The 22,295-nt window shown below is 61.1% G+C and carries 21 protein-coding genes; 16 read left to right on the forward strand and 5 right to left on the reverse strand.

Features of this window, described 5'->3' with window-relative positions:
* The first annotated feature begins 173 nt into the window (after positions 1-173).
* On the forward strand, positions 174-797 hold the full coding sequence (locus tag SSPSH_RS03520; protein ID WP_161627799.1) for a 4'-phosphopantetheinyl transferase family protein: 624 nt from the start codon (positions 174-176) through the stop codon (positions 795-797).
* On the opposite strand, the gene SSPSH_RS03525 is transcribed toward SSPSH_RS03520, so the two are convergent.
* Together SSPSH_RS03525 and SSPSH_RS03530 are read right to left on the reverse strand one after the other, a co-directional pair.
* Positions 745-1,269, reverse strand: coding sequence for an NUDIX hydrolase (locus SSPSH_RS03525; protein WP_006912253.1), 525 nt, complete (start codon positions 1,267-1,269; stop codon positions 745-747). The genes SSPSH_RS03520 and SSPSH_RS03525 overlap by 53 nt on opposite strands.
* A 72-nt stretch (positions 1,270-1,341) precedes the next feature.
* Positions 1,342-2,154: a UDP-2,3-diacylglucosamine diphosphatase gene (locus SSPSH_RS03530; protein ID WP_006912254.1), complete on the reverse strand. Its 813-nt coding sequence runs from the start codon at positions 2,152-2,154 to the stop codon at positions 1,342-1,344.
* Between the two features lie 185 nt (positions 2,155-2,339).
* Here SSPSH_RS03530 and purD point away from each other — a divergent pair, with 185 nt between their 5' ends.
* From purD to SSPSH_RS03550, 4 genes are read left to right on the forward strand one after another with little or no spacing between them, the layout of a single operon-like run.
* Entirely contained in the window at positions 2,340-3,653 is a 1,314-nt protein-coding gene (purD, locus tag SSPSH_RS03535) for a phosphoribosylamine--glycine ligase (RefSeq protein WP_006912255.1), read from the forward strand.
* 47 nt (positions 3,654-3,700) lie between these two features.
* Entirely contained in the window at positions 3,701-4,261 is a 561-nt protein-coding gene (gene rloA3, locus SSPSH_RS03540; RefSeq protein WP_021031372.1) for a retropepsin-like aspartic peptidase RloA3, read from the forward strand.
* A 16-nt stretch (positions 4,262-4,277) separates the two neighbouring features.
* Complete coding sequence (locus SSPSH_RS03545) at positions 4,278-5,819, forward strand: inactive transglutaminase family protein (protein ID WP_006912257.1); 1,542 nt, start codon at positions 4,278-4,280, stop codon at positions 5,817-5,819.
* Entirely contained in the window at positions 5,816-6,817 is a 1,002-nt protein-coding gene (locus SSPSH_RS03550) for an alpha-L-glutamate ligase-like protein (protein ID WP_006912258.1), read from the forward strand. The genes SSPSH_RS03545 and SSPSH_RS03550 overlap by 4 nt, the downstream gene beginning before the upstream one ends.
* A gap of 80 nt (positions 6,818-6,897) precedes the next feature.
* On the opposite strand, the gene SSPSH_RS03555 is transcribed toward SSPSH_RS03550, so the two are convergent.
* The 3 genes from SSPSH_RS03555 to SSPSH_RS03565 all read right to left on the reverse strand — a co-directional run bounded on the left by SSPSH_RS03555 (position 6,898) and on the right by SSPSH_RS03565 (position 10,274).
* Positions 6,898-7,515, reverse strand: a complete 618-nt coding sequence (locus SSPSH_RS03555; RefSeq protein WP_006912259.1) for a class I SAM-dependent methyltransferase — start codon at positions 7,513-7,515, stop codon at positions 6,898-6,900.
* 98 nt (positions 7,516-7,613) lie between these two features.
* Positions 7,614-8,189 (reverse strand): acireductone dioxygenase ARD, encoded by a 576-nt coding sequence (locus SSPSH_RS03560; protein ID WP_006912260.1) that lies wholly within the window; start codon positions 8,187-8,189, stop codon positions 7,614-7,616.
* A 153-nt stretch (positions 8,190-8,342) separates the two neighbouring features.
* Positions 8,343-10,274 (reverse strand): aconitate hydratase, encoded by a 1,932-nt coding sequence (locus SSPSH_RS03565; RefSeq protein WP_006912261.1) that lies wholly within the window; start codon positions 10,272-10,274, stop codon positions 8,343-8,345.
* 301 nt (positions 10,275-10,575) lie between these two features.
* On the opposite strand from SSPSH_RS03565, the gene ndhC reads away from it, so the two are divergent.
* From ndhC to nuoL, 11 genes are read left to right on the forward strand one after another with little or no spacing between them, the layout of a single operon-like run.
* Positions 10,576-11,025, forward strand: a complete 450-nt coding sequence (gene ndhC, locus SSPSH_RS03570) for an NADH-quinone oxidoreductase subunit A (protein WP_006912262.1) — start codon at positions 10,576-10,578, stop codon at positions 11,023-11,025.
* A 55-nt stretch (positions 11,026-11,080) separates the two neighbouring features.
* Entirely contained in the window at positions 11,081-11,737 is a 657-nt protein-coding gene (locus tag SSPSH_RS03575) for a NuoB/complex I 20 kDa subunit family protein (RefSeq protein ID WP_006912263.1), read from the forward strand.
* Complete coding sequence (gene nuoC, locus SSPSH_RS03580; RefSeq protein WP_006912264.1) at positions 11,737-13,485, forward strand: NADH-quinone oxidoreductase subunit C/D; 1,749 nt, start codon at positions 11,737-11,739, stop codon at positions 13,483-13,485. The genes SSPSH_RS03575 and nuoC overlap by 1 nt, the downstream gene beginning before the upstream one ends.
* Positions 13,482-13,949 carry an NADH-quinone oxidoreductase subunit NuoE gene (gene nuoE / locus SSPSH_RS03585; RefSeq protein WP_006912265.1) on the forward strand — a complete coding sequence of 156 codons (468 nt, stop codon included), beginning with the start codon at positions 13,482-13,484 and terminating at the stop codon, positions 13,947-13,949. The genes nuoC and nuoE overlap by 4 nt, the downstream gene beginning before the upstream one ends.
* A gap of 23 nt (positions 13,950-13,972) precedes the next feature.
* Entirely contained in the window at positions 13,973-15,289 is a 1,317-nt protein-coding gene (nuoF, locus tag SSPSH_RS03590) for an NADH-quinone oxidoreductase subunit NuoF (protein ID WP_006912266.1), read from the forward strand.
* Between the two features lie 14 nt (positions 15,290-15,303).
* A complete protein-coding gene (nuoG, locus tag SSPSH_RS03595; RefSeq protein ID WP_006912267.1) occupies positions 15,304-17,988 on the forward strand; it encodes an NADH-quinone oxidoreductase subunit NuoG in 2,685 nt (894 codons plus the stop codon).
* Complete coding sequence (gene nuoH, locus SSPSH_RS03600) at positions 17,988-18,965, forward strand: NADH-quinone oxidoreductase subunit NuoH (RefSeq protein WP_006912268.1); 978 nt, start codon at positions 17,988-17,990, stop codon at positions 18,963-18,965. Before nuoG ends, nuoH begins: the two co-directional genes overlap by 1 nt.
* Positions 18,966-19,011: 46 nt before the next feature.
* Positions 19,012-19,527 (forward strand): NADH-quinone oxidoreductase subunit NuoI, encoded by a 516-nt coding sequence (nuoI, locus tag SSPSH_RS03605; protein ID WP_006912269.1) that lies wholly within the window; start codon positions 19,012-19,014, stop codon positions 19,525-19,527.
* A 9-nt stretch (positions 19,528-19,536) separates the two neighbouring features.
* The gene (nuoJ, locus tag SSPSH_RS03610; protein ID WP_006912270.1) at positions 19,537-20,094 is read left to right on the forward strand and encodes an NADH-quinone oxidoreductase subunit J; all 558 of its coding nucleotides are present in this window, start codon (positions 19,537-19,539) and stop codon (positions 20,092-20,094) included.
* The gene (gene nuoK / locus SSPSH_RS03615; protein WP_021031373.1) at positions 20,091-20,399 is read left to right on the forward strand and encodes an NADH-quinone oxidoreductase subunit NuoK; all 309 of its coding nucleotides are present in this window, start codon (positions 20,091-20,093) and stop codon (positions 20,397-20,399) included. Before nuoJ ends, nuoK begins: the two co-directional genes overlap by 4 nt.
* A complete protein-coding gene (gene nuoL, locus SSPSH_RS03620; protein ID WP_006912272.1) occupies positions 20,396-22,246 on the forward strand; it encodes an NADH-quinone oxidoreductase subunit L in 1,851 nt (616 codons plus the stop codon). Before nuoK ends, nuoL begins: the two co-directional genes overlap by 4 nt.
* Positions 22,247-22,295 lie beyond the last annotated feature (49 nt).

Raw genomic sequence — 22,295 nt, forward strand, 5'->3', positions numbered from 1 at the left:
CGCGCATCAGTTGGACAGGCAATATCGGATAGGCTGCTGGACATCTGGGAACGCCAAATCAAAAACGCAGCCTGTCTCTGCTGACCAACCTCGGCTGCGCGGCTTACTAAATTGAATCGATTATTTTTATGGTGCGTGTATTTTACACATTTTTGGATGCACACGATCAAGACTTGTTTATCCGCGGCCATGGCATATCCGATCCACCCGCCTATCGCGAACGTATCGAACGCATGGCCAACGATGGCGCACGTCGACGAACCCGTGCAGGACTCTGGTTATTGCAACAGTTGCTGGCGGCTGCGGGCTATTCGGGAAACACCGTAGAACGCATCGGATTCAGTGCGAGCGGGCAACCCCAGATCGCCGGTGCACCGGCATTCAGCATTTCGCATAGCGACAGGCTGGTCGCCTGCGCGCTGTGCGATAACGCACGGATCGGCCTGGATGTGGAGTATCGACGGCTACGCGACATGACGCGCATGGCGCGCCTGCTCGACCCTGCCGAGCGTCAGCACGTCGAGCGCACGCCCATGGCTTTTTTCGATTACTGGTGCGCGCGCGAAGCGACGGTCAAGGCCAGCGGCCGGGTCGGTCTCAAGCGCATTCGTGCCATTGATCTCGAGGGCAATACCGCACGACTGGACGATCATCCGTGGTGCCTGAATGCGATCGACCTGAGCAGCGACTACGCGGCCTGTCTCGCCAGTGATCGTCCGATCGGCCCTGTCGAGTTTCGTGAGTTCAGCGTTGCCGGGTCAGAAAATACAGGCCCGCAAAAATCTTCGGATCGATGAGCTTGCCTTCTGCCTCGCGTGCGCCCAGCCAATCTTCGACTTCGGCCAACGGTACGGCATGCGGAATGATGTCTTCGCTATCGTCACCGCCACCGGCGTCGATACGCGTCAGATCAAAGGCGCGATAGAAACTCAGGGTTTCGTTGGCGAGCCCCGCGCTGGGCGGGCCCGCGGCGAGGAACGTCATACGCGCCGGCCGATAGCCGGTTTCTTCTTCGAGTTCGCGCATGCCCGCGATCTCCAGATCTTCGTCCTCGGCGCCGGCAATATCGCCAACCAGTCCGGCGGGCAACTCGATCACGTTGGCCTGTAGCGGCAGCCGCGGCTGTTCGACCAGCAGCAGTTCATCGTCCGGGGTGAGTGCGACAATGACGACCGCCCCTCGGGCATTGGCGCGCTCGACGTATTCCCAATGGTCGCGGCGCTTCAAGCGCAGAAATTCGCCTTCGTGCAGGATGCGGTCGGCAGACATATCGGCTTTTTCGATTTCAACAGGAAAGCCGATAGTCTAACCGTGCTACAGCGCAAACGTTCACACGCCGGTTCAGGCCGCGCGAAGAGAACGTACGTTGCTCGGTTTTAGCGTGTCCTTGATATCGTTCCAATAGACGATTTCCATGCGCCCGTCGAAATGCTCGACCAACGCACTGGCCGACTCCACCCAATCGCCCGAGTTGTAGTAACTCACCCCCTCGATGGTCTTCATCTCGGCGTGGTGGATATGCCCGCAGACCACGCCGTCGAATCCGCGCCGTCGACACTCGTGGGCCACCGCCTTTTCGAACTCGCTGATGAAGTTCACCGCCGATTTGACCTTGTGCTTGGCATAGGCCGACAGCGAGAAATAGGGATAGCCCAGACGCGCGCGGGCATTATTGAAGTAGCGATTGACGCGCAGCAGCGTCACGTAGGCCACGTCGCCGATACGCGCCACCCAGCGGTGATAGCGCGTGACCACGTCGAACAGATCGCCGTGGATGACGAACAGCTTGCGATTGTCGGCGGTGACATGCACTGCGTCGTTGACGATCTGGATATTGCCCATGCGCAGCTCATAGTCGACGAACTTGCGCAGGAAATCGTCATGGTTGCCGGTCACGTAATACACCTGCGTACCGCGCCGGGACTTGGTCAGAATGCGACGGACAACGTTCGTATGTTCCTGCGGCCAGAAGAACGTCGAACGCAATCGCCAGCCGTCGATGATGTCGCCAACCAGATAGAGGTTTTCGCACTCACAGTGTTTCAGGAAGGCCGACAACGCTTCGGCCTGGCTGCCCGCCGTGCCTAGATGGGCATCGGATATGAACACGCTGCGATAACGTAGCGCTTTGCGTTGCTTGTTCTCGTTCGACATGGCCTGCTCCGTGACGGCTTCGCATGCAGCCTAGGATGCGCAAATCACGGTTCGATGACGCTTTCATGGCGTTTTCATGACAGCCACGAACGCACGCTTTCCGAGAGGCTTTTGCTAAGCTTCGCCGCACGAGCCGTACCACCGCGCTGTGGCGGCACGCCCCTTTATCTACGACAAGACATCAGATGACATCGACACAACACCGGGTTCTCATCGTAGGCAACGGCGGGCGCGAACATGCGCTGGCCGTCAAGATCGCCGCCTCGCAGCGTGTCGATCGGGTTTATGTGGCGCCAGGCAACGCGGGCACTGCGCGCATGACCGGCGTTGAAAACGTCGCGCTTGCAGCCACCGATATCGACGGTTTGCGCGATTTCGCGCGCGACCACGATATTTCACTGACCGTGATCGGCCCCGAGGCGCCGCTGGCGGCCGGTATCGTGGATGTGTTCGAACAAGCGGGCCTGGCCTGTTTCGGCCCGGGCCGCGATGCCGCGCGCCTGGAGGCCAGCAAGGCGTTCTCGAAGGACTTCCTTGCGCGTCATGCCATTCCGACCGCCGACTATGCGGTGTTCAGTGATTACGACGAAGCGGCCACCTACATCCATAACGTCGGCGCGCCGATCGTGGTCAAGGCCGACGGCCTGGCGGCCGGCAAGGGCGTGTTCCTGGCCGATAGCGTCGAAGCCGCCCTCGCCGCCGCGCGCGACATGCTTGAGGACAACGCCTTTGGCGATTCCGGCGCACGAATCGTGGTCGAGCAGTTTCTGACCGGCGAGGAAGCCAGCTTCATCGCGCTGGTCGACGGCGAAAACATCCTGCCGCTGGCCAGCTCACAGGATCACAAGGCCGCGTTCGACGGCGACACCGGCCCCAATACCGGCGGCATGGGCGCTTATTCGCCGGCGCCGGTCATGACCGACGCCGTGTTCGAACGCGTCATGGAAGACGTGATCCGCCCGACCGTTGCCGGCATGGCCGCCGACGGCAACGCCTTTACCGGTTTTCTCTATGCCGGCTTGATGATCGACGATGCCGGCGATGCACGCGTGCTCGAATTCAACGTACGTCTGGGCGACCCCGAAACACAGCCGATTTTGATGCGCCTGCAAAGCGATCTGGTCGATCTTATCGAGGCCGCACTCGAAACGCGTCTCGACCAGGTCGAAGCCGAATGGGACGCACGCGCCGCACTCGGCGTGGTCATGGCAGCCGGCGGCTATCCCGGCGCATACGAAAAAGGCGACGAGATCACCGGACTCGACGCAGCCGAGGCCACTGGAGCCCGGGTATTTCATGCCGGCACGCGCGCAGCCGATAACGACAGGGTGCTCACCGACGGTGGGCGCGTGCTTTGTGTATGCGCCCTGGGCGACGACGTTGCCCAGGCACAGGCCCGCGCCTATGCTGGCGTGGAAAAAATAAGCTGGTCCAAGGCGATGTATCGCCGCGATATCGGCCACCGTGCCATCGCGCGTACGCATGCTCCGGCAAAATAATAGACTCTACCTACCCCGCTGATCAGACTGCCCCAAGGAATGTTTTGATGAAAACGACTCGTACCCTGAGCCGTATGTGCTTGATGCTCGCACTACTCGGAATGGCCGCGGTCAGCCACGCCGCCAGTGAAAAGACGGTCTATGGCTGGGTGGAGAAGGCGCAGCTCGTACCGTGGGGCGTCACGCTCAAGGCCAAGCTCGATACGGGCGCGCTGACATCGTCGCTACACGCCACCGATATTGAAAAGTTCGAAAAGGACGATGAAACCTGGGTGCGCTTCACCACGCGTGTGGAAGACCAGCGCACCGACGAAATGGTGGAAAAGAAATTCGAGCGCCCGATGTATCGAGAGCTCGAGGTCACCGGCGCGGGCGGCAGCGACGAACGCCCGGTCGTGCTGCTCGATGTCTGCATGAACGATACGATCTACGAAGAGCAGTTTTCGCTGCGTGATCGCAGCGACATGATCTACCCGCTACTGCTGGGCCGGCGCACCATCAGCCATCTTGGCCTGATCGATGTCAGCAAGAGCTTTCTCAACGAGCCCGAATGCGATCACGATTCCAAGGTCGTCGAACATGAAGAAGATTCCGATTCCGACGACTGACGGGCTGCGCACTTAAGTGAAAGACTTCCATCTCAAGGCGCTGGCGCTTTTCCTAAGCGTTGTAGCCATCGGTCTGTGCTACTACAAGACCGAACGCCTCGGTGTACCACTGACACCACAGTCCAGTGCACAGGTCTGGACCGCTGAAGCCACGGTGCGTTTCAACGGCAAGGATCAGTCCGCCAAGATCAATCTCGCCGTACCCAAGACCCCGCCAGGTTTCTCGGTGCTCGATGAGAACTTTATTTCTGCGGGCTACGGACTGGCTACCGACGATGTGGGCGCAAACCGGGTCGTGCAATGGGCGGCACGCAATCTGAGCGGGCCGCAAACGCTGTATTACCGCGTCGTGCTCACTGAAGATAGCTCCGCGCACCGCGATCGGACCCAGCCCACCCCAAATTACCCGGATATCCCCGAATATTCGGATCCCGAACGGGCCGCTGTCTTTACCCTGCTCGACAGCGTACGCGCGCGCTCGGCCGACACGTCCTCGTTCGCGCACGAGTTGCTGCGTCGCTTCAACGACCCAACCCCCGAAGCCGAGGTCAAGGTATTGCGCGACGAGGCCGCGGACGCCACCGCCCAGGTCGAGCAAATCCAGCACATACTTGCCGGCGCGCGTATCCCCTCGCGTATCGCGCATGTCCTGCCGCTGGCCGGTAGCCTGCGCCACGGCAGCCTGACGCCCTGGCTCGAGGTCTACAACGGCGAGCGCTGGCTGGCGTTCAACCCACGTACCGGCGCCGCCGGATTTCCGGCCGATGCGCTGGTCTGGTACGCCGGCGATATGCCGCTGGTCGATGTGGCCGGCGCTGACGATGCCAGCGTGCAGTTCTCGGCGTTGCGTACGTCACGAGACGTGATGGGTCTCGCCCAGCAGCGTGCACGCCTGATCAATTCGGACGTGCTCGAATACTCTTTGCTGTCGCTGCCGATCGCGACACAGAACACCTACAAGATCCTGCTCACGGTGCCGCTGGGCGCGCTCGTGGTGGTACTGCTGCGTAACTTTATCGGCCTGCGCACTTTCGGCACCTTCATGCCGGTGCTGATCGCACTGGCGTTTCGTGAAACCGAACTGCTCTGGGGCTGCATCCTGTTTTCGGTCATCGTGGCGCTCGGTCTGATCATCCGTTTCTATCTTGAGCGATTGAAACTGCTGCTGGTACCACGGCTGGCATCGATGCTCACAATCGTGATTCTGCTTATGGCCGGCGTGTCCGTCATCAGTCACAAGCTGGGCATGGAACACGGGCTGTCGATCGCGCTGTTCCCGATGGTGATTCTGGCGATGACCATCGAACGCATGTCGATCGTCTGGGATGAAAACGGGCCGAAGGATGCCTTGCTCTCAGGCCTGGGCAGTCTGGCCGTTGCGGCCGTGGGTTTTCTCGTCATGACCCATCCGCTGGCCGAATACCTCGCTTTTGTATTCCCTGAACTGCTGTTGCTGGTACTCGCGTTTACGCTGCTGGCCGGCCGTTATACCGGCTACCGGGTTTCCGAGCTGTGGCGTTTTCGCGCTTCGGCCCGCGCGATCACGAACAAGCAATGAGTAGCCTCGGGCGCAGCTGGCGCAGCCGTTTGCGACTACTGCGGCGCAACCCGCCGCTGCGCATGCCGTCGACGCTGAAAAAGCTCGGCATTCTCGGCATGAACGAGCGCAACGGCGAGTACATCAGCATCTACAACAAGCGCGAGTTCTATCCGCTGGTCGACGACAAGCTCAAGACCAAGCAGCTGGCACTGGAAGCGGGTATTGCCACGCCCGAGCTCTATGGCGTGATCGAGATCGAGCATCAGGTGCGCGATCTCGACAACATCCTGGGTGATCGTCAGGACTTCGTGATCAAGCCGGCCCAGGGCTCGGGCGGCAGCGGCATCATGGTGATCGGCGGGCGGCGCGGCAATCAGTTTCTGCGCTCGTCGGGTGTGAGCGTTTCCCGCAGCGAGCTTGAGCACTTTATTTCCAACGTGCTTTCGGGCATGTACAGCCTGGGCGGGCTGCCGGACAAGGCAATCATCGAGTATCGCGTCAAGCCGCATGCCGTGTTCGATGCCGTGAGTTTTCAGGGTGTGCCCGATATTCGAACCATTGTGTTTCGCGGCATTCCGGTCGCCAGCATGGTTCGCTTGCCGACCCGTCAATCCGACGGCAAGGCCAATCTGCATCAGGGCGCGATCGGCGCAGGCATCGATCTGGCCACCGGCCGCACGGTCGACGGCGTGTGGTTCAACAGCGTGCTCGACTCGCATCCGGATTCGGGTAACGCCGTGCGCGGCATCCAGGTTCCGGACTGGCATTTGCTGCTGGAACTCGCCGCGCGTTCCTACGACCTCACCCAGCTTGGCTATCTGGGTGTCGACGTAGTACTCGACGCCGAGCACGGCCCGCTTGTGCTCGAATACAACGCGCGCCCGGGCCTGAACATTCAGCTTGCCAACCAGATGGGATTGCGCCATCGGCTGGAAAAAGTCCGCGCGCTCGAGAGCGTGCCGACTTCGGCCAACGAGCGCGTCGCTCTCGGTCAGGAACTGTTCGGCGAAGCCTAGCGGCACCGCCAGGCACGAACGCCCACCCGCCCTTATCGCGGCCGTGCCGAAGAATCCTCGGCACGGCCGCTAGGCCATCATCAGCCCGCTTTGTTGCGCGCGTGAATAAACGTCCAGTAGCCAAAGGCGTTGACCGGGCGCGTCTCGACCACGTCGAGATCGGCCATTTCCAGAAAATCGTCCAGCGGAAACGAGGGGCGAAAACCCACCAGCTTCGACAACGGCGACACCATGCGCTCAAGAGAAGCCATGGCACCCTTGCCCTGGCTGAAATGATTCACGATAAACAGATCGCCGCCGGGCTTGCAGACGCGCTTCATTTCTTCGACGACTTTCTTCGGATCCGGCGCGACCGAGACGACATACATCGCGACGACCTTGTCGAAGCTGTTGTCGGCATATTCGAGCGCCTGCGCATCCATCAGCGCCAGCGAAATGCGATCGGCGTTGCCGTTGACGCGCGCCTTGGCGTACTCGAGCATTTCCGGCGACACATCGATACCGACGACTTCAACGTCGTCTGCGTAATGATCGAGCGACAAGCCCGTACCGACACCGACCTCGAGTACACGATCGCCTGCACGGCACTCCATCTTGCGCACCGCGACTTCGCGCCCCTGTTCGAAAACCGGGCCGAAGAAACGATCGTATTGTCGTGACAGGCGGCGATACGCGGTTACGACGGATTTTTCATCCATGAATAGGTTTCCCGTAAATTAGCCGTGAGACCACTTAGGCGAGCGAAGAATACGCCTGTGGCGACATGGACACAAAAATCGGTCGCACGCGAGGTGCTCTATATCGACTGCCCCGGCGTTTCACGCAAGCCGTCGCCCACGAGTTCAAACAGCCCGCGCATATCCTCACCGCGATGGCTCAGGCGCGGACGGGCTTCGTTTTCGAAGAAACGAATCGTACGAAACGAACGACTTGAATCCATACGGAACCAGTGCCTGAGGCCCGGTGGCACCCGCACATAGTCCCCAGGCTCGCAGGACAGCGCAAACACCGTGTCGGCCGTACGCATGAACAAAACACCAGCGCCGTGCACCATTACTTGTGACTCGACCGCGTCGTGCGCGTGCTCGACCATGAGTTCACGCTCGATTGTTTCGCGCCGCGGATGCGAGATGGACACACTGGCCACGTCGAGTGCCACGCGCGGCATGCTCGCCATAAGCCGATCCAGCGGCTCGATATAACTGCCGATGATTTCGTCCGGACGTGATTCTTCGTCGAATACGACCGCCGGCAGAGGAACATGGTCGTAATGCACGCCGATGCCTGCCAGACGCGCGCCGATACAGCTGCGCTCGGTGTCGCAAAGCCTGAGCCGGTATGCATGGTCGATATCGCGATAGAGCTGGGTCATGGTCGTTGCCCTGGCGCAAAAAGGTTTATCAACCCAAACAAAACACTGCTGCCTACGCAGCGACCCTGAGGGCCGCCAAGCAAAAATGGCGCCGGCATGGTAACCGGCGCCGCATGACAGCGACGTGTCAGACCGCGCCCACCCGGGCCGAGGCTAGCCCTGATCGCGCTTCCAGTTAATCAACCCGCCAGCGCGCAGGATTTCGATCTGACGCTCGGACAGTGCATGTTTGCAGCTGATCGTTGCGCCGTCTTCGGTTTCCACTTCGACACTGTCGCCCGCAGCCAAGGCCTCGTGTAGGCCGGTGATCTTGAGCTTGGTGCCCTGCTTGAGATTATCCAGGTCGTCTTCGTTAGCAAAGGTCAGCGGCAATACGCCGAAGTTGACCAGGTTCTGCCAGTGAATACGGGCATAGTCCTTGGCGATGACCACACGCAGCCCAAGGTAACGCGGCGCGATCGCCGCATGCTCTCGGGAGCTGCCCTGGCCATAATTGGAGCCGCCGATAATGGCGTGGTCGCCCGTATCCTTGGCGCGATCGGGATAATCCTCGTCCACACCATCATAGACGAACTCGGCGATTGCCGGAATATTTGAACGAAACGGCAGTACTTCCGCCCCGGCGCGCATGATTTCGTCGGTCGAGATATCGTCGCCCACCTTGAGCAATACGGGCAGTTCGAATTCGTCCGGAATGCCGTCGAAATCCGGCAGCGACTTGATGTTCGGCCCCTTGACCAGCTCCACCTTGCGCGCCTCTTCGATCGGCAGCGGCTCTTCGAGCATCTTGTCGTTGACCACCGGATCGTCCGGGTTCTTCACTTTCGGATACTCGAAATCCAGCGTGCGCGGATCGGTGATCTTGCCCATCAATGCGGATGCGGTCGCGGTTTCCGGCGAACATAGGAAGACCGAATCTTCCTTGGTGCCCGAACGCCCCGGGAAGTTGCGCGGCGTCGTACGCAGGCTGTTGCGCTTGTAGGCCGGCGCCTGGCCCATGCCGATACAGCCGTTGCAGCCGGCCTGATGCAGCCGTGCGCCCGATGCGATCAGCGGCCCGAGCAGGTTGTCGCGGGCCAGCGTCTGCAGCATGGCCCGCGACGACGGGTTCACATCGAAGGAGACATGCTTGCTCACCTCGCGACCGCGCACCATTTCCGCGGTGACCGCGAAATCACGATAACCGGGGTTGGCCGAGGAGCCGATATAGGCCTGATACAGCTCGTCGCCGGCGACCTCTTCCACCGGTACGACGTTGCCCGGCGACGTCGGCTTGGCGATCAGCGGCACCAGCGTCGACAGGTCGATTTCATCGTGCTCGTCGTATTCGCAGTCCTCATCGGCCACGAGCTCTTCGTACTCATCCTCGCGGTCTTGGGACTTGAGAAAGCGTTTGATCTCGGCGTCAGCCGGAAATACCGTCGTGGTCGCGCCCAGCTCGGCGCCCATATTGGCGATCACGTGACGGTCCATGGCCTCCAGATTTTCCAGGCCCGGCCCGTAGTACTCGATGATCTTACCGACGCCGCCGGAAACGCCGTGCCGGCGAAGCATTTCGAGAATCACGTCTTTCGCCGATACCCAATCCGGCAGCTCGCCGGTGAGCTTGATACCGAAGACCTTGGGCATTTTGGTATAGAGCGGTTCGCCGGCCATGGCCATGGCCACTTCCAGCCCCCCCGCACCGATCGCGAGCATACCCATGGAACCGCCAGCCGGCGTGTGGCTGTCGGAACCGAGCAGGGTCTTGCCCGGCCGCCCGAAGCGCTCCATGTGCACCGCGTGCGAAATACCGTTGCCGGGGCGCGAATAATAGACGCCAAAGCGTTCACAGGCCGACTGCAGAAACAGATGATCGTCAGGATTCTTGTTGTCTTCCTGGATCAGATTGTGGTCGACATACTGAGCCGAAATCTCGGTCTTGACGCGGTCGAGCTCCATTGCCTCGAGTTCGAGCATCACCAGCGTGCCGGTCGCGTCCTGAGTGAGCGTCTGATCGATTCGCAGCGCAATCTCTTCGCCCGGCGTCATTTCTCCATCGAGGAGATGCGACGCGATGAGTTTCTGGGCAACGTTCTGGGCCATGGGTCCCTCCGGCGTGTTTGTTGCCTTCACCATAGCCTGCGTCGGTCCAATCAGAAAGTATTGACCGCACGCTTCAAGCAAAAAATATGCCGCAAATGAGAATTATTTCTATTTGGCGCAATTTTTAGTTCGCACAGATAGGGGCAAATCGGCTACCGTTGACGCGGCGATGCGTCATGCATCGGCTGGCCACGAGGGAACGCCGGCACCGGATTATTGTGTACACTACACTGATTATATTCGCGACCCGCACGCGATATGGATCCACGCACGAGTGCTTCGCGTAGAATAGGAACACGCAATGAATGCCGCTACCGAACAAGCCGTTGTGATCTGGCCCCTGCTGCTATTCGCCGCGGGCGCGCTGGGCTTGATTGTGTTCATGCTCGGCGTATCGGCCGTTCTTGGGGGGCGCCACAACTCGCGACTGGGCAACGAGCCTTACGAATCCGGCATCAAGCCCACCGGCAGCGCTCGTATGCGTTTCTCGGCCAAATTTTATCTGGTGGCGATCATCTTCGTGCTTTTCGATCTCGAAGTGGTCTTCATCTTCTCCTGGGCCATCGCCGCGCCTGCGCTCGGCTGGCCCGGTTATTTCGCATTTCTGTTCTTTCTCGGCGTACTCACTCTGGGTCTGATTTACGAGTGGCGCATTGGCGCGCTGGACTGGGCGCCCAAGGCGCCGCGCCAGTACCGCCTGGAGGCGATCGAAAGCAATCGTCGCCGCAACCTGGATGCCAAGCCGCGATGAATCAGCTGCGCTTTGAACACGACGTTCGATTGAACACCCGACAGGACGATCATTAATGGGATGGTCACTGACTAGTACCGACAAGAATCCGAAGCCCGGCTCCGCCGGTTCGGACGATGGCAGCGGCGGCACGATCGAGGATGCGCTGGCGCGTAATGTCGTCACCGCCAAGCTCGATGACATGATCGCCTGGGGGCGCAAGCACTCGATGTGGCCGTTCAACTTCGGCCTGTCCTGCTGCTACGTGGAAATGGCGACCGCTCTGACGGCGCCTCACGATATGGCCCGTTTCGGTTCGGAAGTCATTCGTGCCACGCCGCGCCAATCCGATGTCATGGTGATCGCCGGCACCTGCTTTTTAAAGATGGCGCCCGTGATCCAGCGTCTGTACGACCAGATGATGGAACCGCGCTGGGTGATCTCCATGGGTTCCTGTGCCAATTCGGGCGGCATGTACGACATCTACTCCGTCGTTCAGGGCGTGGACAAGTTCCTGCCGGTCGACGTGTACGTGTCCGGCTGCCCGCCCCGCCCGGAAGCCTTCCTCGAAGGTCTGCTGTTGCTGCAGGAAAACATCGGCGCGGAAAAACGCCCGCTGTCGTGGATGATCGGCCCGCAGGGCGTCACCCAACGCCCGAAACTCTCGATGCGTGATCGCAAACGCAGCGAGCGCCTGTCGGTCACCACCCTGCGTACGCCGGATTCGGTCTGATGCTCGATCGCGTCGATATCAAACAGCAGCTGTTCGAACGCTTCGACGAGCGTACGTTCACCGAGCAGATCACCGCCGACGGCATGCCCACGCTTTGGGTCGGCCGCGACAAGATCTGCGATGTGCTCAAGTTTCTGCGTCAGGACAGTACGCCGGCCTACCGCATGCTGTTCGACCTGACCGCGATCGACGAGCGCGTACGCGAGCACCGCCTCAATCAGCCGGCGGCCGATTTCACGGTGGTCTATCACCTGCTCAGCCTATCGCCGGTGGCCGAGATCCGGCTCAAGGTGGCGCTGTTCGACGACGACCTGACCACGCCCACTGCCACCGGCGTATGGCCCAACGCCAACTGGTACGAGCGCGAAGTGTGGGACATGTTCGGGATCACCTTCGATGGCCACCCGAACCTGCGCCGCATTCTCATGCCGCCGACGTGGAAGGGCCATCCGCTGCGCAAGGATCACGCTGCCCGCGCGACCGAATTCGAACCGCTGCATCTGGACCCCAAGCGCCAGGACGAGGAAGAGAACGCCCTGCAGTTCAAGCCCGAAGACTGGGGCATGAAGCGCGAGTCCGGCGATACCGAGTTCATGTTCCTCAACATGGGCCCGAACCATCCCTCGGTGCACGGTGTGTTCCGTATCGTGCTGCAGCTCGACGGCGAGGAAATCATCGGCGCGGTGCCGGATATCGGCTATCACCACCGCGGCGCCGAGAAGATGGCCGAGCGCCAGTCCTGGCATACCTACATCCCTTATACCGACCGGGTGGATTACCTCGGCGGGGTGATGAACGAACTGCCCTACGTCATGAACCTCGAGCACGTGCTTGGCATTCAGGTGCCGGAACGGGTCAAGGTCGTGCGCGTAATGCTGTGCGAGTTCTTCCGTATCACCAGCCACCTGATGTTCTTCGGCACCTATGTGCAGGACATCGGCGCGATGAGCCCGATCTTCTGGATGTTCTCGGATCGCCAGAAAGCCTATGACGTCATCGAGGCGATCACCGGCTTTCGCATGCATCCGGCGTTCTTCCGTATCGGCGGGCTGACCATGGACCTGCCGAACGGCTGGGATCGCAAGGTCAAGGAATTCCTCGACTGGTTCCCCTCGCGCCTGGCCGAGTACAAGAAAGCCATGGCGCGCAACAGCGTGCTGGTCAAACGTTCCAAGCATATCGGCGCCTACTCGCAGGACGAAGCAATCGACTGGGGCATTACCGGCCCGGGCCTGCGTTCGACCGGCGTGGATTTCGACCTGCGCAAGGCGCGCCCGTACTCCGGCTACGAGAACTTCGATTTCGAGATTCCCACCGGTACCAATGGCGACTGTCAGGACCGGCTGGACGTACGTATCGAAGAGATGTTCCAGAGCTGTCGTATCATTGAGCAGTGCATGAAGAACATGCCCGCCGGTGACTACAAGGCCGATCACCCGCTGACCACGCCGCCGGTCAAAGAACGCACGATGCAGGACATCGAAACCTTGATCGCGCACTTTTTAACCGTCAGCTGGGGCCCGGTGGTCCCGGCGATGGAATCGGCGTGCATGGTCGAAGGCACCAAGGGCCTGAACGGCTATTACAGTATTTCCGACAAGCATGCGATGAGCTATCGCACGCGTATTCGCACGCCCAGCTTCGCCCATCTGCAACAGATCCCGCTGATCTCGCAGGGCGGTCTCGTAGCAGACCTCGTGGCGATTATCGGTGCGATCGACTTTGTTATGGCAGACGTGGACCGATGAAGTTATCGAAAACCGAAATCGAGGCCATCCAGCATGAGATGACCCTGTACGAAGATCCGGGTGCCGCGACGATCGAAGCACTCAAGATCGTGCAGGAACATCGTGGATGGGTATCGGACGAATCGCTGGAAGCGGCAGCGGCCGTGGTGGGTGTCACGCCGACCCAGATGGAAGCGGTGGCCACGTTCTACAATCTGATCTTTCGCCAGCCCGTAGGCCGGCACGTGATCATGATCTGCGATTCGATCTCCTGCTACCTAACCGGCTACGAGGAAATCCTGGCCTACCTAAAGAAGACGCTGGGCATCGAATTCGGCCAGACCACGCCGGACAATCGTTTCACGCTGCTGCCGATCTGTTGTCTGGGAAACTGCGATAACGGCCCGGCAATGCGTATCAATACCGACTATCACGGCCGGCTCACGCCCGATAAGGTCGACGCCATTCTGGCGGAATACCCCTAGGCGCGGCGCAAGGACGAACAGTCATGGAAAAGGTTCTTACCAAAAACATCCGCGACAACCGCGAGCCGATGACCATCGGCGAGTACGAGCAGGCGGGCGGCTGGGAAGCCTATAAAAAGGCGCTTCAGGAAATGAAGCCCACCGACGTCTCTGCCCTGGTCAAGGAAGCCGGCCTGCGCGGCCGCGGCGGTGCGGGTTTTCCGACCGGCGTGAAGTGGTCGTTCATGCCGCGGTTCGAAGAGAATCCGGAGAAACGCCCGGCGCATGTTTATCTCGTGGTCAATGCCGACGAGATGGAGCCGGGCACTTTCAAGGACCGGCTCCTCATGGAAGGCGACCCGCATCAGCTGATCGAAGCCATGGCCATTGCCAGCTATGCGATCGGCGCGGATATCGCGTACGTCTTCCTGCGCGGCGAGTACACCGAAAGCCAGCGCAAGCTTCAGCGGGCCATCGACGAGGCCATGGAAGCCGGCTATCTGGGCAGCGACATCCTGGGCACCGGCTTCGAGCTCAAAATGTATTTGCATATGAGTGCCGGCCGCTATATCTGCGGCGAGGAATCCGCGTTGCTGTCGGCACTCGAAGGCCGGCGTGCCGTGCCGCGCCACAAGCCGCCGTTTCCGGCCGCTTCCGGCCTGTTCGGCCAGCCGACCACGGTCAACAACGTGGAAACGATCTGTAATGTCCCACATATCGTGAAAAACGGCGCCGAATGGTACAAGGGCCTGGGCCTGCACAAGGACGGCGGTACCAAGATCTTCGGCGCGTCAGGCCATGTGGCGCGGCCCGGTCTGGTGGAACTGCCGCTGGGCACCAAGCTATCGGATCTGCTGGATCATTTCGGCGGTATTCGCGGCGGGCGCAAGCTCAAGGCGTTGCTGCCGGGCGGTGGTTCCACGCCGCTGCTCACTGACGAGCATCTGAATACGCCCATGGACTACGAAGGCGTGGGCGCGGTCGGCAGCCGTCTGGGCACGGGCACCATGGTGGTCATGGACGACCAAACCCCGATCGTGGGCGTGCTCAAGAACCTCGAGCATTTCTATGCACAGGAATCCTGTGGCTGGTGTACGCCTTGTCGCGACGGCCTGCCCTGGGTCGAGCGTATTCTCACCAATCTGGAAGCCGGCCACGGCAAGCCGGGGGATATCGAGCTGCTGGATCTGCACGTCAAACTGCTCGGCCCGGGCAAGACGTTCTGTGCCCATGCGCCCGGCGCCATGGGCCCGCTCGAATCCGGTCTCAAGTATTTCCGCGATGAACTGGCGGCGCTTATTCCGCCGGACGCAGAAACGCTTGAGCTGACCCAGCCGGCCAACGCCGCCTCGAACAACTAGGGCACGGTTTAGCGATGGCAACGATCAAGATCGACGGCAAGCAGTTCGAGGTGGACGACACCGACAACCTGCTCAAGGTCGCGCTCTCCAAGGGCTTCGACCTGCCTTATTTCTGCTGGCACCCCGAACTGCACTCGGTCGGGGCCTGTCGCCAGTGCGCGGTCAAGCAATACAAGAACGAGGACGACACCGAAGGTCAGATCGTGATGGCCTGCATGACGCCGGCCTCGGACGGCGGCTGCTTCTCGATCGCCGATCAGGAAGCCAGCGACTTCCGCGCGCAGGTCATCGAATGGCTGATGATCAACCATCCGCACGACTGCCCGGTTTGCGAAGAAGGCGGCGAATGCCATCTGCAGGATATGACCCTGATGACCGGGCATACGCGCCGACGCTATCGCGGCCCCAAGCGTACCCATCGCAATCAGGACCTCGGCCCGTTCATCAATCACGAGATGAACCGCTGTATCGCCTGCTATCGCTGCGTGCGCTACTACCGCGATTATGCCGATGGCGACGATTTGCGCGTGCTCGGCTCGCATTCCAACGTCTACTTCGGGCGTGAAGCCGACGGCGCTTTCAACAGCGAATTTTCGGGCAATCTCGTCGAGGTGTGCCCGACTGGCGTGTTTACCGACAAAACGCTCGGCGCCCACTACAACCGCAAGTGGGATATGCAGAATGCCCCCGGCATTTGCACGCACTGCTCACTGGGCTGCAATACCAGCCCCGGTTCGCGTCAGGGCATTCTGAAACGTATTCAGAACCGCTATCACGGCGAGATCAACCACTACTTCCTGTGCGATCGCGGGCGTTTCGGTGCCGGCTTCGTCAATCGCGAAGACCGTCCGCGCCAGCCGCTGGTGCGCGCCGATAACGGCGTGCTCGAACCTCAGGATATGGACGTCATCCTGTCGTCGCTCAAGAGCGTGCTCGCCGAGGCCAAGGGCCTGGTCGGCATTGGCTCGCCACGCGCCTCGCTCGAAGACAACTTCGCGCTGCGCCATCTGGTCGGCGCCAACAACTTCTATAACGGCATGAGCGGGCCGGAAAGCCACGCCAGCCTGGCTGCCTTGGCCTTGTTACAGGAACATGCCGGACGCCTGCCGACGCTGCGCGATGTGGAATCCTGCGACGCGGTGTTCGTGCTTGGCGAAGACGTCACCCAGTTCGCGCCGCGTTTGGCGCTGTCGCTGCGGCAAGCGGTACGAAACGAACATCATGTACTCGCCGAAGCCGCCAACATACCGAAATGGCACGCCCGCGCGGTGCGCGACGAGGGCCAGCATTTCTACAGCCCGCTGTTCATGGCGGTACCGGCCGCTACGCGCCTGGACGACGTGGCGACCGAGCTGTTCCATCTGCGCCCGGCCCGTATTGCGGAGCTCGGCTTCGCAGTTGCGGCGATGCTCGACGATACCGCGCCCATGCCGGCCAATATCGACGACGAGACGCGTGCGCACGCCGAAACCATCGCGACCGCGCTCAGGAAAGCCAAGAAGCCCTTGGTTGTGGCTGGCACCAGTCTCGGCAGCGAAGCCGTGCTTACCGCAGCCGGCAATGTGATGCGTGCGCTCGAGTCGGTGCACGACGACGCGGGCCTGTTCGTCACCTTGAACGAAGCCAACAGCCTCGGCATGGCGATGATGAGCGACCGCGATGTGGACCACGCGTTCGAAGCGATAACCAGTCGGCGTGCGGATACGCTGGTCGTCATGCAGAACGATCTCTACGAGCGTGCGCAGCACGGCAAGGTCGATGCCGCGATCAAGGCCGCGAAGAACCTGATCGTGCTTGATCACAGCATGACCGCGACCATCGCCAAAGCCGACTATGTGCTGCCGGCTGGCAGCTTTGCCGAAGCCGACGGTACGCTGGTCAACAACGAAGGCCGTGCCCAGCGTTTCTTCCAGGTCTTCATTCCGGAAGCGCCGCTACAGGAAGGCTGGCGCTGGTGTGCGGATCTCAATAGCGCCATCGGCAAACCGGTCGACTGGCTGGGCATGGACGACCTTATCGATGCCATCGAAGCGGCCTGTCCGCAGTTCGTGGGCATCAAATCGGCCGCGCCGAGCACGAGCTTTCGCAAGGCCGGCATGCGCTTTCCGCGCAGCCCACATCGATATTCCGGCCGTACCGCGCTGTATGCCAATGTCGATGTGCGCGAGAAACGACCGGAAGTCGACGTCGACTCCGCACTCTCCTATTCGATGGAGGGCTACCACGGCACCGATCAGCCGCCGGCTCTGATGGCCTATGCCTGGACGCCCGGCTGGGATTCCAACCAGGCCGCCATCACCCGTTTTCAGGACGAGGTCGGTGGCCATCTCAAAGGCGGCGATCCGGGCACGCGACTGCTCAAGGTCGATCCGAACGTACCCGAATATGCGCCGGCCGAGCCCAAGCTGGTTCAGGGCTGGCAGGCGATCCCGCGTTATCACATCTTCGGCAGCGAGTCGCAGTCGGCCAAGGCGCCGGCTATTCAGGAACGCATGCCGCGTGCGTGGTTCACGCTCAACGAAGCCGGCGCCAAGGCGCTCGGTCTGGCCGCCGCGGATACGTTGCGCCTGACCATCGATGGCGAGATTCATGCGCTGCCGGTCACCATTGATCCCAGCCTGCCCGACAAGACCATTGGTGTGCCGGTTGGCGCGCATGGTTTGATGGGCGTGCGTCTGCCTGCAGCGGTGTCGCCCTGATGTTCGGCTTCAGTACAGAAACACTGATCGATTTTGCGCTGACCGCGTTTGAAACCATTGCCATTCTGCTGGCCGTGGTCATCGCGGCCGCGCTACTGATCTGGGTCGAACGCCGGCTGTTGGGCGTCTGGCAGGATCGCTACGGCCCGAATCGCGTGGGCCCGTTCGGCATCCTTCAGGTCGCCGCGGACATGATCAAGATCTTCTTCAAGGAAGACTGGATCCCGCCGTTCGCCGATAAGGCCGTGTTCGTGATCGCGCCCGGCATCATCATGTTCACGACGCTCATGGCGTTCGCGGTCGTGCCGTTCACCGAAACCATCGGCGTGGTCGATCTGAACATCGGCGTTCTGTTCGTACTTGCCATGAGTTCACTGGGCGTGTACTCGGTCATCCTGGCGGGCTGGTCTTCCGATAATAAATACGCCCTGCTCGGCGGCATGCGTACAGCCGCGCAGATGATTTCCTATGAAGTCTTCATGGGCCTGAGCCTGCTGGGCGTGGTACTGCTTGCCGGCAGCTTCGACATGCGCGCTATCGTCGAATCGCAGGCGGGGATGTGGAACGTGATTCCGCAGTTCCCGGCGTTCGTCATATTCTTCATTGCCGGCATCGCCGAAATCCATCGCGCGCCCTTCGATCTGCCCGAAGCGGAGCAGGAACTCACGGCCGGCTATCACACCGAATATTCCGGCATGAAATTCGGCATGTTCTTCGTGGGTGAGTACCTGGGCATCGTGCTGATCTCGTGCCTGACCACAGTGCTGTTTTTTGGCGGATGGCTCGGCCCGATCCTGCCCGGCTTCGTCTGGTTCGCGCTCAAGGCCGGTTTCTTCATCTGCTTCTTCGTGCTCCTGCGTGCGGCCACCGTGCGCCCACGCTACGACCAACTCATGGCGTTCGGCTGGAAGATCCTGCTGCCCATCGCGCTGGTCAACGTTGCGATCACGGGCGCTGTCGTGGTGGCCATGGCATGAGCACCTCGTACTCTTTACTCGATTTAACCGGTTACGCGAGTCACCTATGCTGAGTGTTCTGCGCACCATCTGGATGACCCTGATGCACACCTTTCGCAAACGCGATACGGTGCTGTATCCGGAAGAAAAGCCTTATCTGCCGCCGCGTTATCGCGGGCGTATCGTGCTTACGCGCGATCCGGACGGCGCCGAGCGCTGCGTGGCCTGTAATCTGTGCAGTGTGGCCTGCCCGGTGGACTGCATCAGCGTGGTAAAGGCCGAGGATGAAAGCGGGCGCTGGTATCCGGAAACCTTCCGCATCAATTTCTCGCGCTGCATCTATTGCGGCTATTGCGAGGAAGCCTGCCCGACCTATGCGATCCAGCTCACCCCGGATTTCGAGATGGGCGAGTTCGATCGCCAGAACATGGTCTACGAAAAATCCGACCTGACCATTGCCGGCGTCGGCAAGCGGCCCGGCTACAATTTCTATCGCGTCGCCGGCATGGCCGTGGGCGGCAAGGACAAGGGCGAGGCCGAGAACGAGGCTGCGCCCATCGACGTCAAAACCCTTCTCCCTTAAGGGCCGGTCATGGAAATCGCTTTCTATCTCGCTGCCATCGTCGCCGTTGCCGCCACAGCCCGGGTGATCAGCTGTGCCAACGCCGTGCACGCGCTGCTGTATCTGATCGTATCGCTGCTATCGGTTGCGATCGTGTTCTATACCTTGGGCGCGCCGTTTGCGGCAGCGCTCGAGGTAATCGTCTACGCCGGCGCGATCATGGTGCTGTTCGTGTTCGTGATCATGATGCTCAACCTCAATCACGAAACCGTGGCCCGCGAGCGCAGTTGGCTCGCCGCCAAGGTCTGGATCGGGCCGGGCGTGCTCGGCGTCGTGCTTCTAGGTGTTTTGGCGGTCGCGCTGGCCAGCGGTGGTTCGATGGGCAACGTCGATAGCACGCCGCTCATGGCCGAGCGTATCGGCATGACCATGTTCGGCCCTTATGTGCTGATCGTGGAGCTTGCGGCCTTCGTGCTGCTGGCCGCACTCGTGGTCGCTGCCCACCTGGGCCGCGATGATCGCGACGTCGCCGAAGAAAAGCGTATCGCCGCGGCACGCGGGCGTCGCCACCCGGGAGGCGAACAATGAACGGTATCCCCATGGAGCACGGGCTGGTGCTTGCCGCCCTGCTGTTCACGCTTGGCCTGGTTGGCCTGGTGGTACGGCGCAACACGCTGTTCATTCTCATGTGCCTGGAAATCATGCTCAATTCGGCTGGGCTGGCGTTTATCGTCGCTGGCGCGGCCCATGGCGCGCCTGATGGCCAGGTGATGTTTATTCTGGTGATCACCCTCGCCGCTGCCGAAGCCAGCATTGGCCTTGGACTGCTGCTGCAGCTGCATCGCCGATTCAAGACCATTGACATCGACGCCGCCAGCGAGATGCAAGGATGAATTTGCTAGCCCTGACCATTGTTTTCCCGCTTGCCGGCAGCCTGGCGCTGTCGTTCTTTCCGCGCATGCCCGATCGCGCCGCGGCGACTATAGGAGCTGGTTCGGTCGGTCTGTCGGCGCTGGTTTCGGCGCTACTGATCTATACGTTCGTCACAGGCGACGGCGCGGCCTACACGCAAACGCTCTGGACCTGGGTTTCGGTCGGCAACTTCACCCCGGCGTTCGCGCTTTATTTCGATGGCCTGGCGGCCACCATGTTGGGCGTTATCACCGGCGTGGGTTTTCTGATCCACCTGTTCGCCGGCTGGTACATGAAGCACGACCTGGAAGGCGGGCCGGGCATGGGCCGCTTTTTCGCTTACATGAACCTGTTCATCGTCGCCATGCTGCTGCTGGTGCTCGGCGACAACCTGTTTTTGCTGTTCCTGGGCTGGGAAGGTGTAGGCCTGTGCAGCTATCTGCTGATCGGCTACTACTACAAGGATGAGGCCAACGCCTGGGCTGCCTTCAAGGCGTTCCTGATTACGCGTATCGGTGACGTATTCCTGGCGATCGGCCTGTTCCTGCTATTCGCGACCTTCGGCACGCTCGATATCCAGACGCTGCTCGAACAGGCGCCCCAGGCATGGGCCGAGGGCGACACCATGGCCAGCGTTGCGGCCCTACTGCTGCTCGGCGGCGCGGTCGGCAAATCCGCCCAGCTGCCGCTACAGACCTGGCTACCCGACGCCATGGCCGGCCCCACGCCGGTTTCAGCCCTGATTCACGCCGCCACCATGGTCACCGCGGGCGTATATCTGATCGCGCGCATGCACGTCGTGTTCGAACTGGCGCCGGCCGTGCTTGCACTGGTGGGCGTGGTCGGCGCCGTTACACTGCTGCTCGCCGGCTTCGCCGCTCTGTGCCAGACCGATATCAAACGCGTCCTCGCCTATTCGACGATGAGCCAGATCGGCTACATGTTCCTCGCGCTCGGCGTTAGCGCGTGGGATGCGGCGATCTTTCATCTGATGATCCATGCCTTCTTCAAGGCGCTGCTGTTCCTGGCCTCGGGCTCGGTGATCATCGCCTGCCATCACGAGCAGAACATCTTCAAGATGGGCGGGCTGCGCAAGAGCCTGCCGCTAGACTACGGTGTGTTCATCATCGGCGGCGCGGCCCTGGCTGCCCTGCCACTGGTGACTGCCGGCTTCTACTCCAAGGATGAAATCCTGTGGCTGTCGTTCGCCAACGGCCATTACGTGCTCTGGTTCGCCGGTCTTGCCGGCGCGTTCCTGACCGCGCTGTATACCTTCCGCATGATCTTCATCGCTTTCCATGGCGAAGCCCAGATCAAGGCGCATGCGGGTACGGGCATCGCCCATCACCTGCCGCTGATCGTGCTGGCGATTCTTTCCACGTTCCTGGGCGCCTGGATCCATCCGCCTCTGGCCGACGTGCTGCCCGTTCATGAAGGTGGCGATCACGGCACCACGAAACTCGTGGTGGAAATTCTGTCGGCCGCAGTGGCCGTAGTCGGCCTCGGCGTGGCTGCAGCGTTGTTCCTGGGCAACCGGCAGACGGCTGAAAAGCTGGCCGCCAACCCGCTCGGTCGTAGCCTGTGGCAGCTCTGGCATAACGCTTGGGGCTTCGACACGCTTTACGACCGTGTGTTCGTGCGCCCGTACCTGCTGCTGACTCGTCTGCATCGGCGTGACTGGATCAACTCGACCGTCAATGCCGCGCCACAGTTCGCGCTCATGCTCAACAGCGCGCTGGTCACGACCCAGAGCGGCCGGCTGCGTTGGTATGCCCTATCGTTGTTCGCCGGCGCCGCCCTGCTGCTGGTCGCGCTGCTGTTCGGTTGATGCGTATGAACACACACGATAACGGCGTGACACTTGCGCGCTCATTCAC

Source organism: Salinisphaera shabanensis E1L3A, assembly GCF_000215955.2.
Lineage (GTDB): Bacteria > Pseudomonadota > Gammaproteobacteria > Nevskiales > Salinisphaeraceae > Salinisphaera > Salinisphaera shabanensis.

Excerpts from the sequence above, each read along its gene's own strand:
- SSPSH_RS03525 (WP_006912253.1), bottom strand. The coding sequence starts at position 1,269 with ATGTCTGCCGACCGCATCCTGCACGAAGGCGAATTTCTGCGCTTGAAG.
- SSPSH_RS03530 (WP_006912254.1), bottom strand. The coding sequence starts at position 2,154 with ATGTCGAACGAGAACAAGCAACGCAAAGCGCTACGTTATCGCAGCGTG.
- purD (WP_006912255.1), top strand. The coding sequence starts at position 2,340 with ATGACATCGACACAACACCGGGTTCTCATCGTAGGCAACGGCGGGCGC.
- rloA3 (WP_021031372.1), top strand. The coding sequence starts at position 3,701 with ATGAAAACGACTCGTACCCTGAGCCGTATGTGCTTGATGCTCGCACTA.
- SSPSH_RS03550 (WP_006912258.1), top strand. The coding sequence starts at position 5,816 with ATGAGTAGCCTCGGGCGCAGCTGGCGCAGCCGTTTGCGACTACTGCGG.
- SSPSH_RS03555 (WP_006912259.1), bottom strand. The coding sequence starts at position 7,515 with ATGGATGAAAAATCCGTCGTAACCGCGTATCGCCGCCTGTCACGACAA.
- SSPSH_RS03560 (WP_006912260.1), bottom strand. The coding sequence starts at position 8,189 with ATGACCCAGCTCTATCGCGATATCGACCATGCATACCGGCTCAGGCTT.
- SSPSH_RS03565 (WP_006912261.1), bottom strand. The coding sequence starts at position 10,274 with ATGGCCCAGAACGTTGCCCAGAAACTCATCGCGTCGCATCTCCTCGAT.
- ndhC (WP_006912262.1), top strand. The coding sequence starts at position 10,576 with ATGAATGCCGCTACCGAACAAGCCGTTGTGATCTGGCCCCTGCTGCTA.
- SSPSH_RS03575 (WP_006912263.1), top strand. The coding sequence starts at position 11,081 with ATGGGATGGTCACTGACTAGTACCGACAAGAATCCGAAGCCCGGCTCC.
- nuoC (WP_006912264.1), top strand. The coding sequence starts at position 11,737 with ATGCTCGATCGCGTCGATATCAAACAGCAGCTGTTCGAACGCTTCGAC.
- nuoE (WP_006912265.1), top strand. The coding sequence starts at position 13,482 with ATGAAGTTATCGAAAACCGAAATCGAGGCCATCCAGCATGAGATGACC.
- nuoF (WP_006912266.1), top strand. The coding sequence starts at position 13,973 with ATGGAAAAGGTTCTTACCAAAAACATCCGCGACAACCGCGAGCCGATG.
- nuoG (WP_006912267.1), top strand. The coding sequence starts at position 15,304 with ATGGCAACGATCAAGATCGACGGCAAGCAGTTCGAGGTGGACGACACC.
- nuoH (WP_006912268.1), top strand. The coding sequence starts at position 17,988 with ATGTTCGGCTTCAGTACAGAAACACTGATCGATTTTGCGCTGACCGCG.
- nuoI (WP_006912269.1), top strand. The coding sequence starts at position 19,012 with ATGCTGAGTGTTCTGCGCACCATCTGGATGACCCTGATGCACACCTTT.
- nuoJ (WP_006912270.1), top strand. The coding sequence starts at position 19,537 with ATGGAAATCGCTTTCTATCTCGCTGCCATCGTCGCCGTTGCCGCCACA.
- nuoK (WP_021031373.1), top strand. The coding sequence starts at position 20,091 with ATGAACGGTATCCCCATGGAGCACGGGCTGGTGCTTGCCGCCCTGCTG.
- nuoL (WP_006912272.1), top strand. The coding sequence starts at position 20,396 with ATGAATTTGCTAGCCCTGACCATTGTTTTCCCGCTTGCCGGCAGCCTG.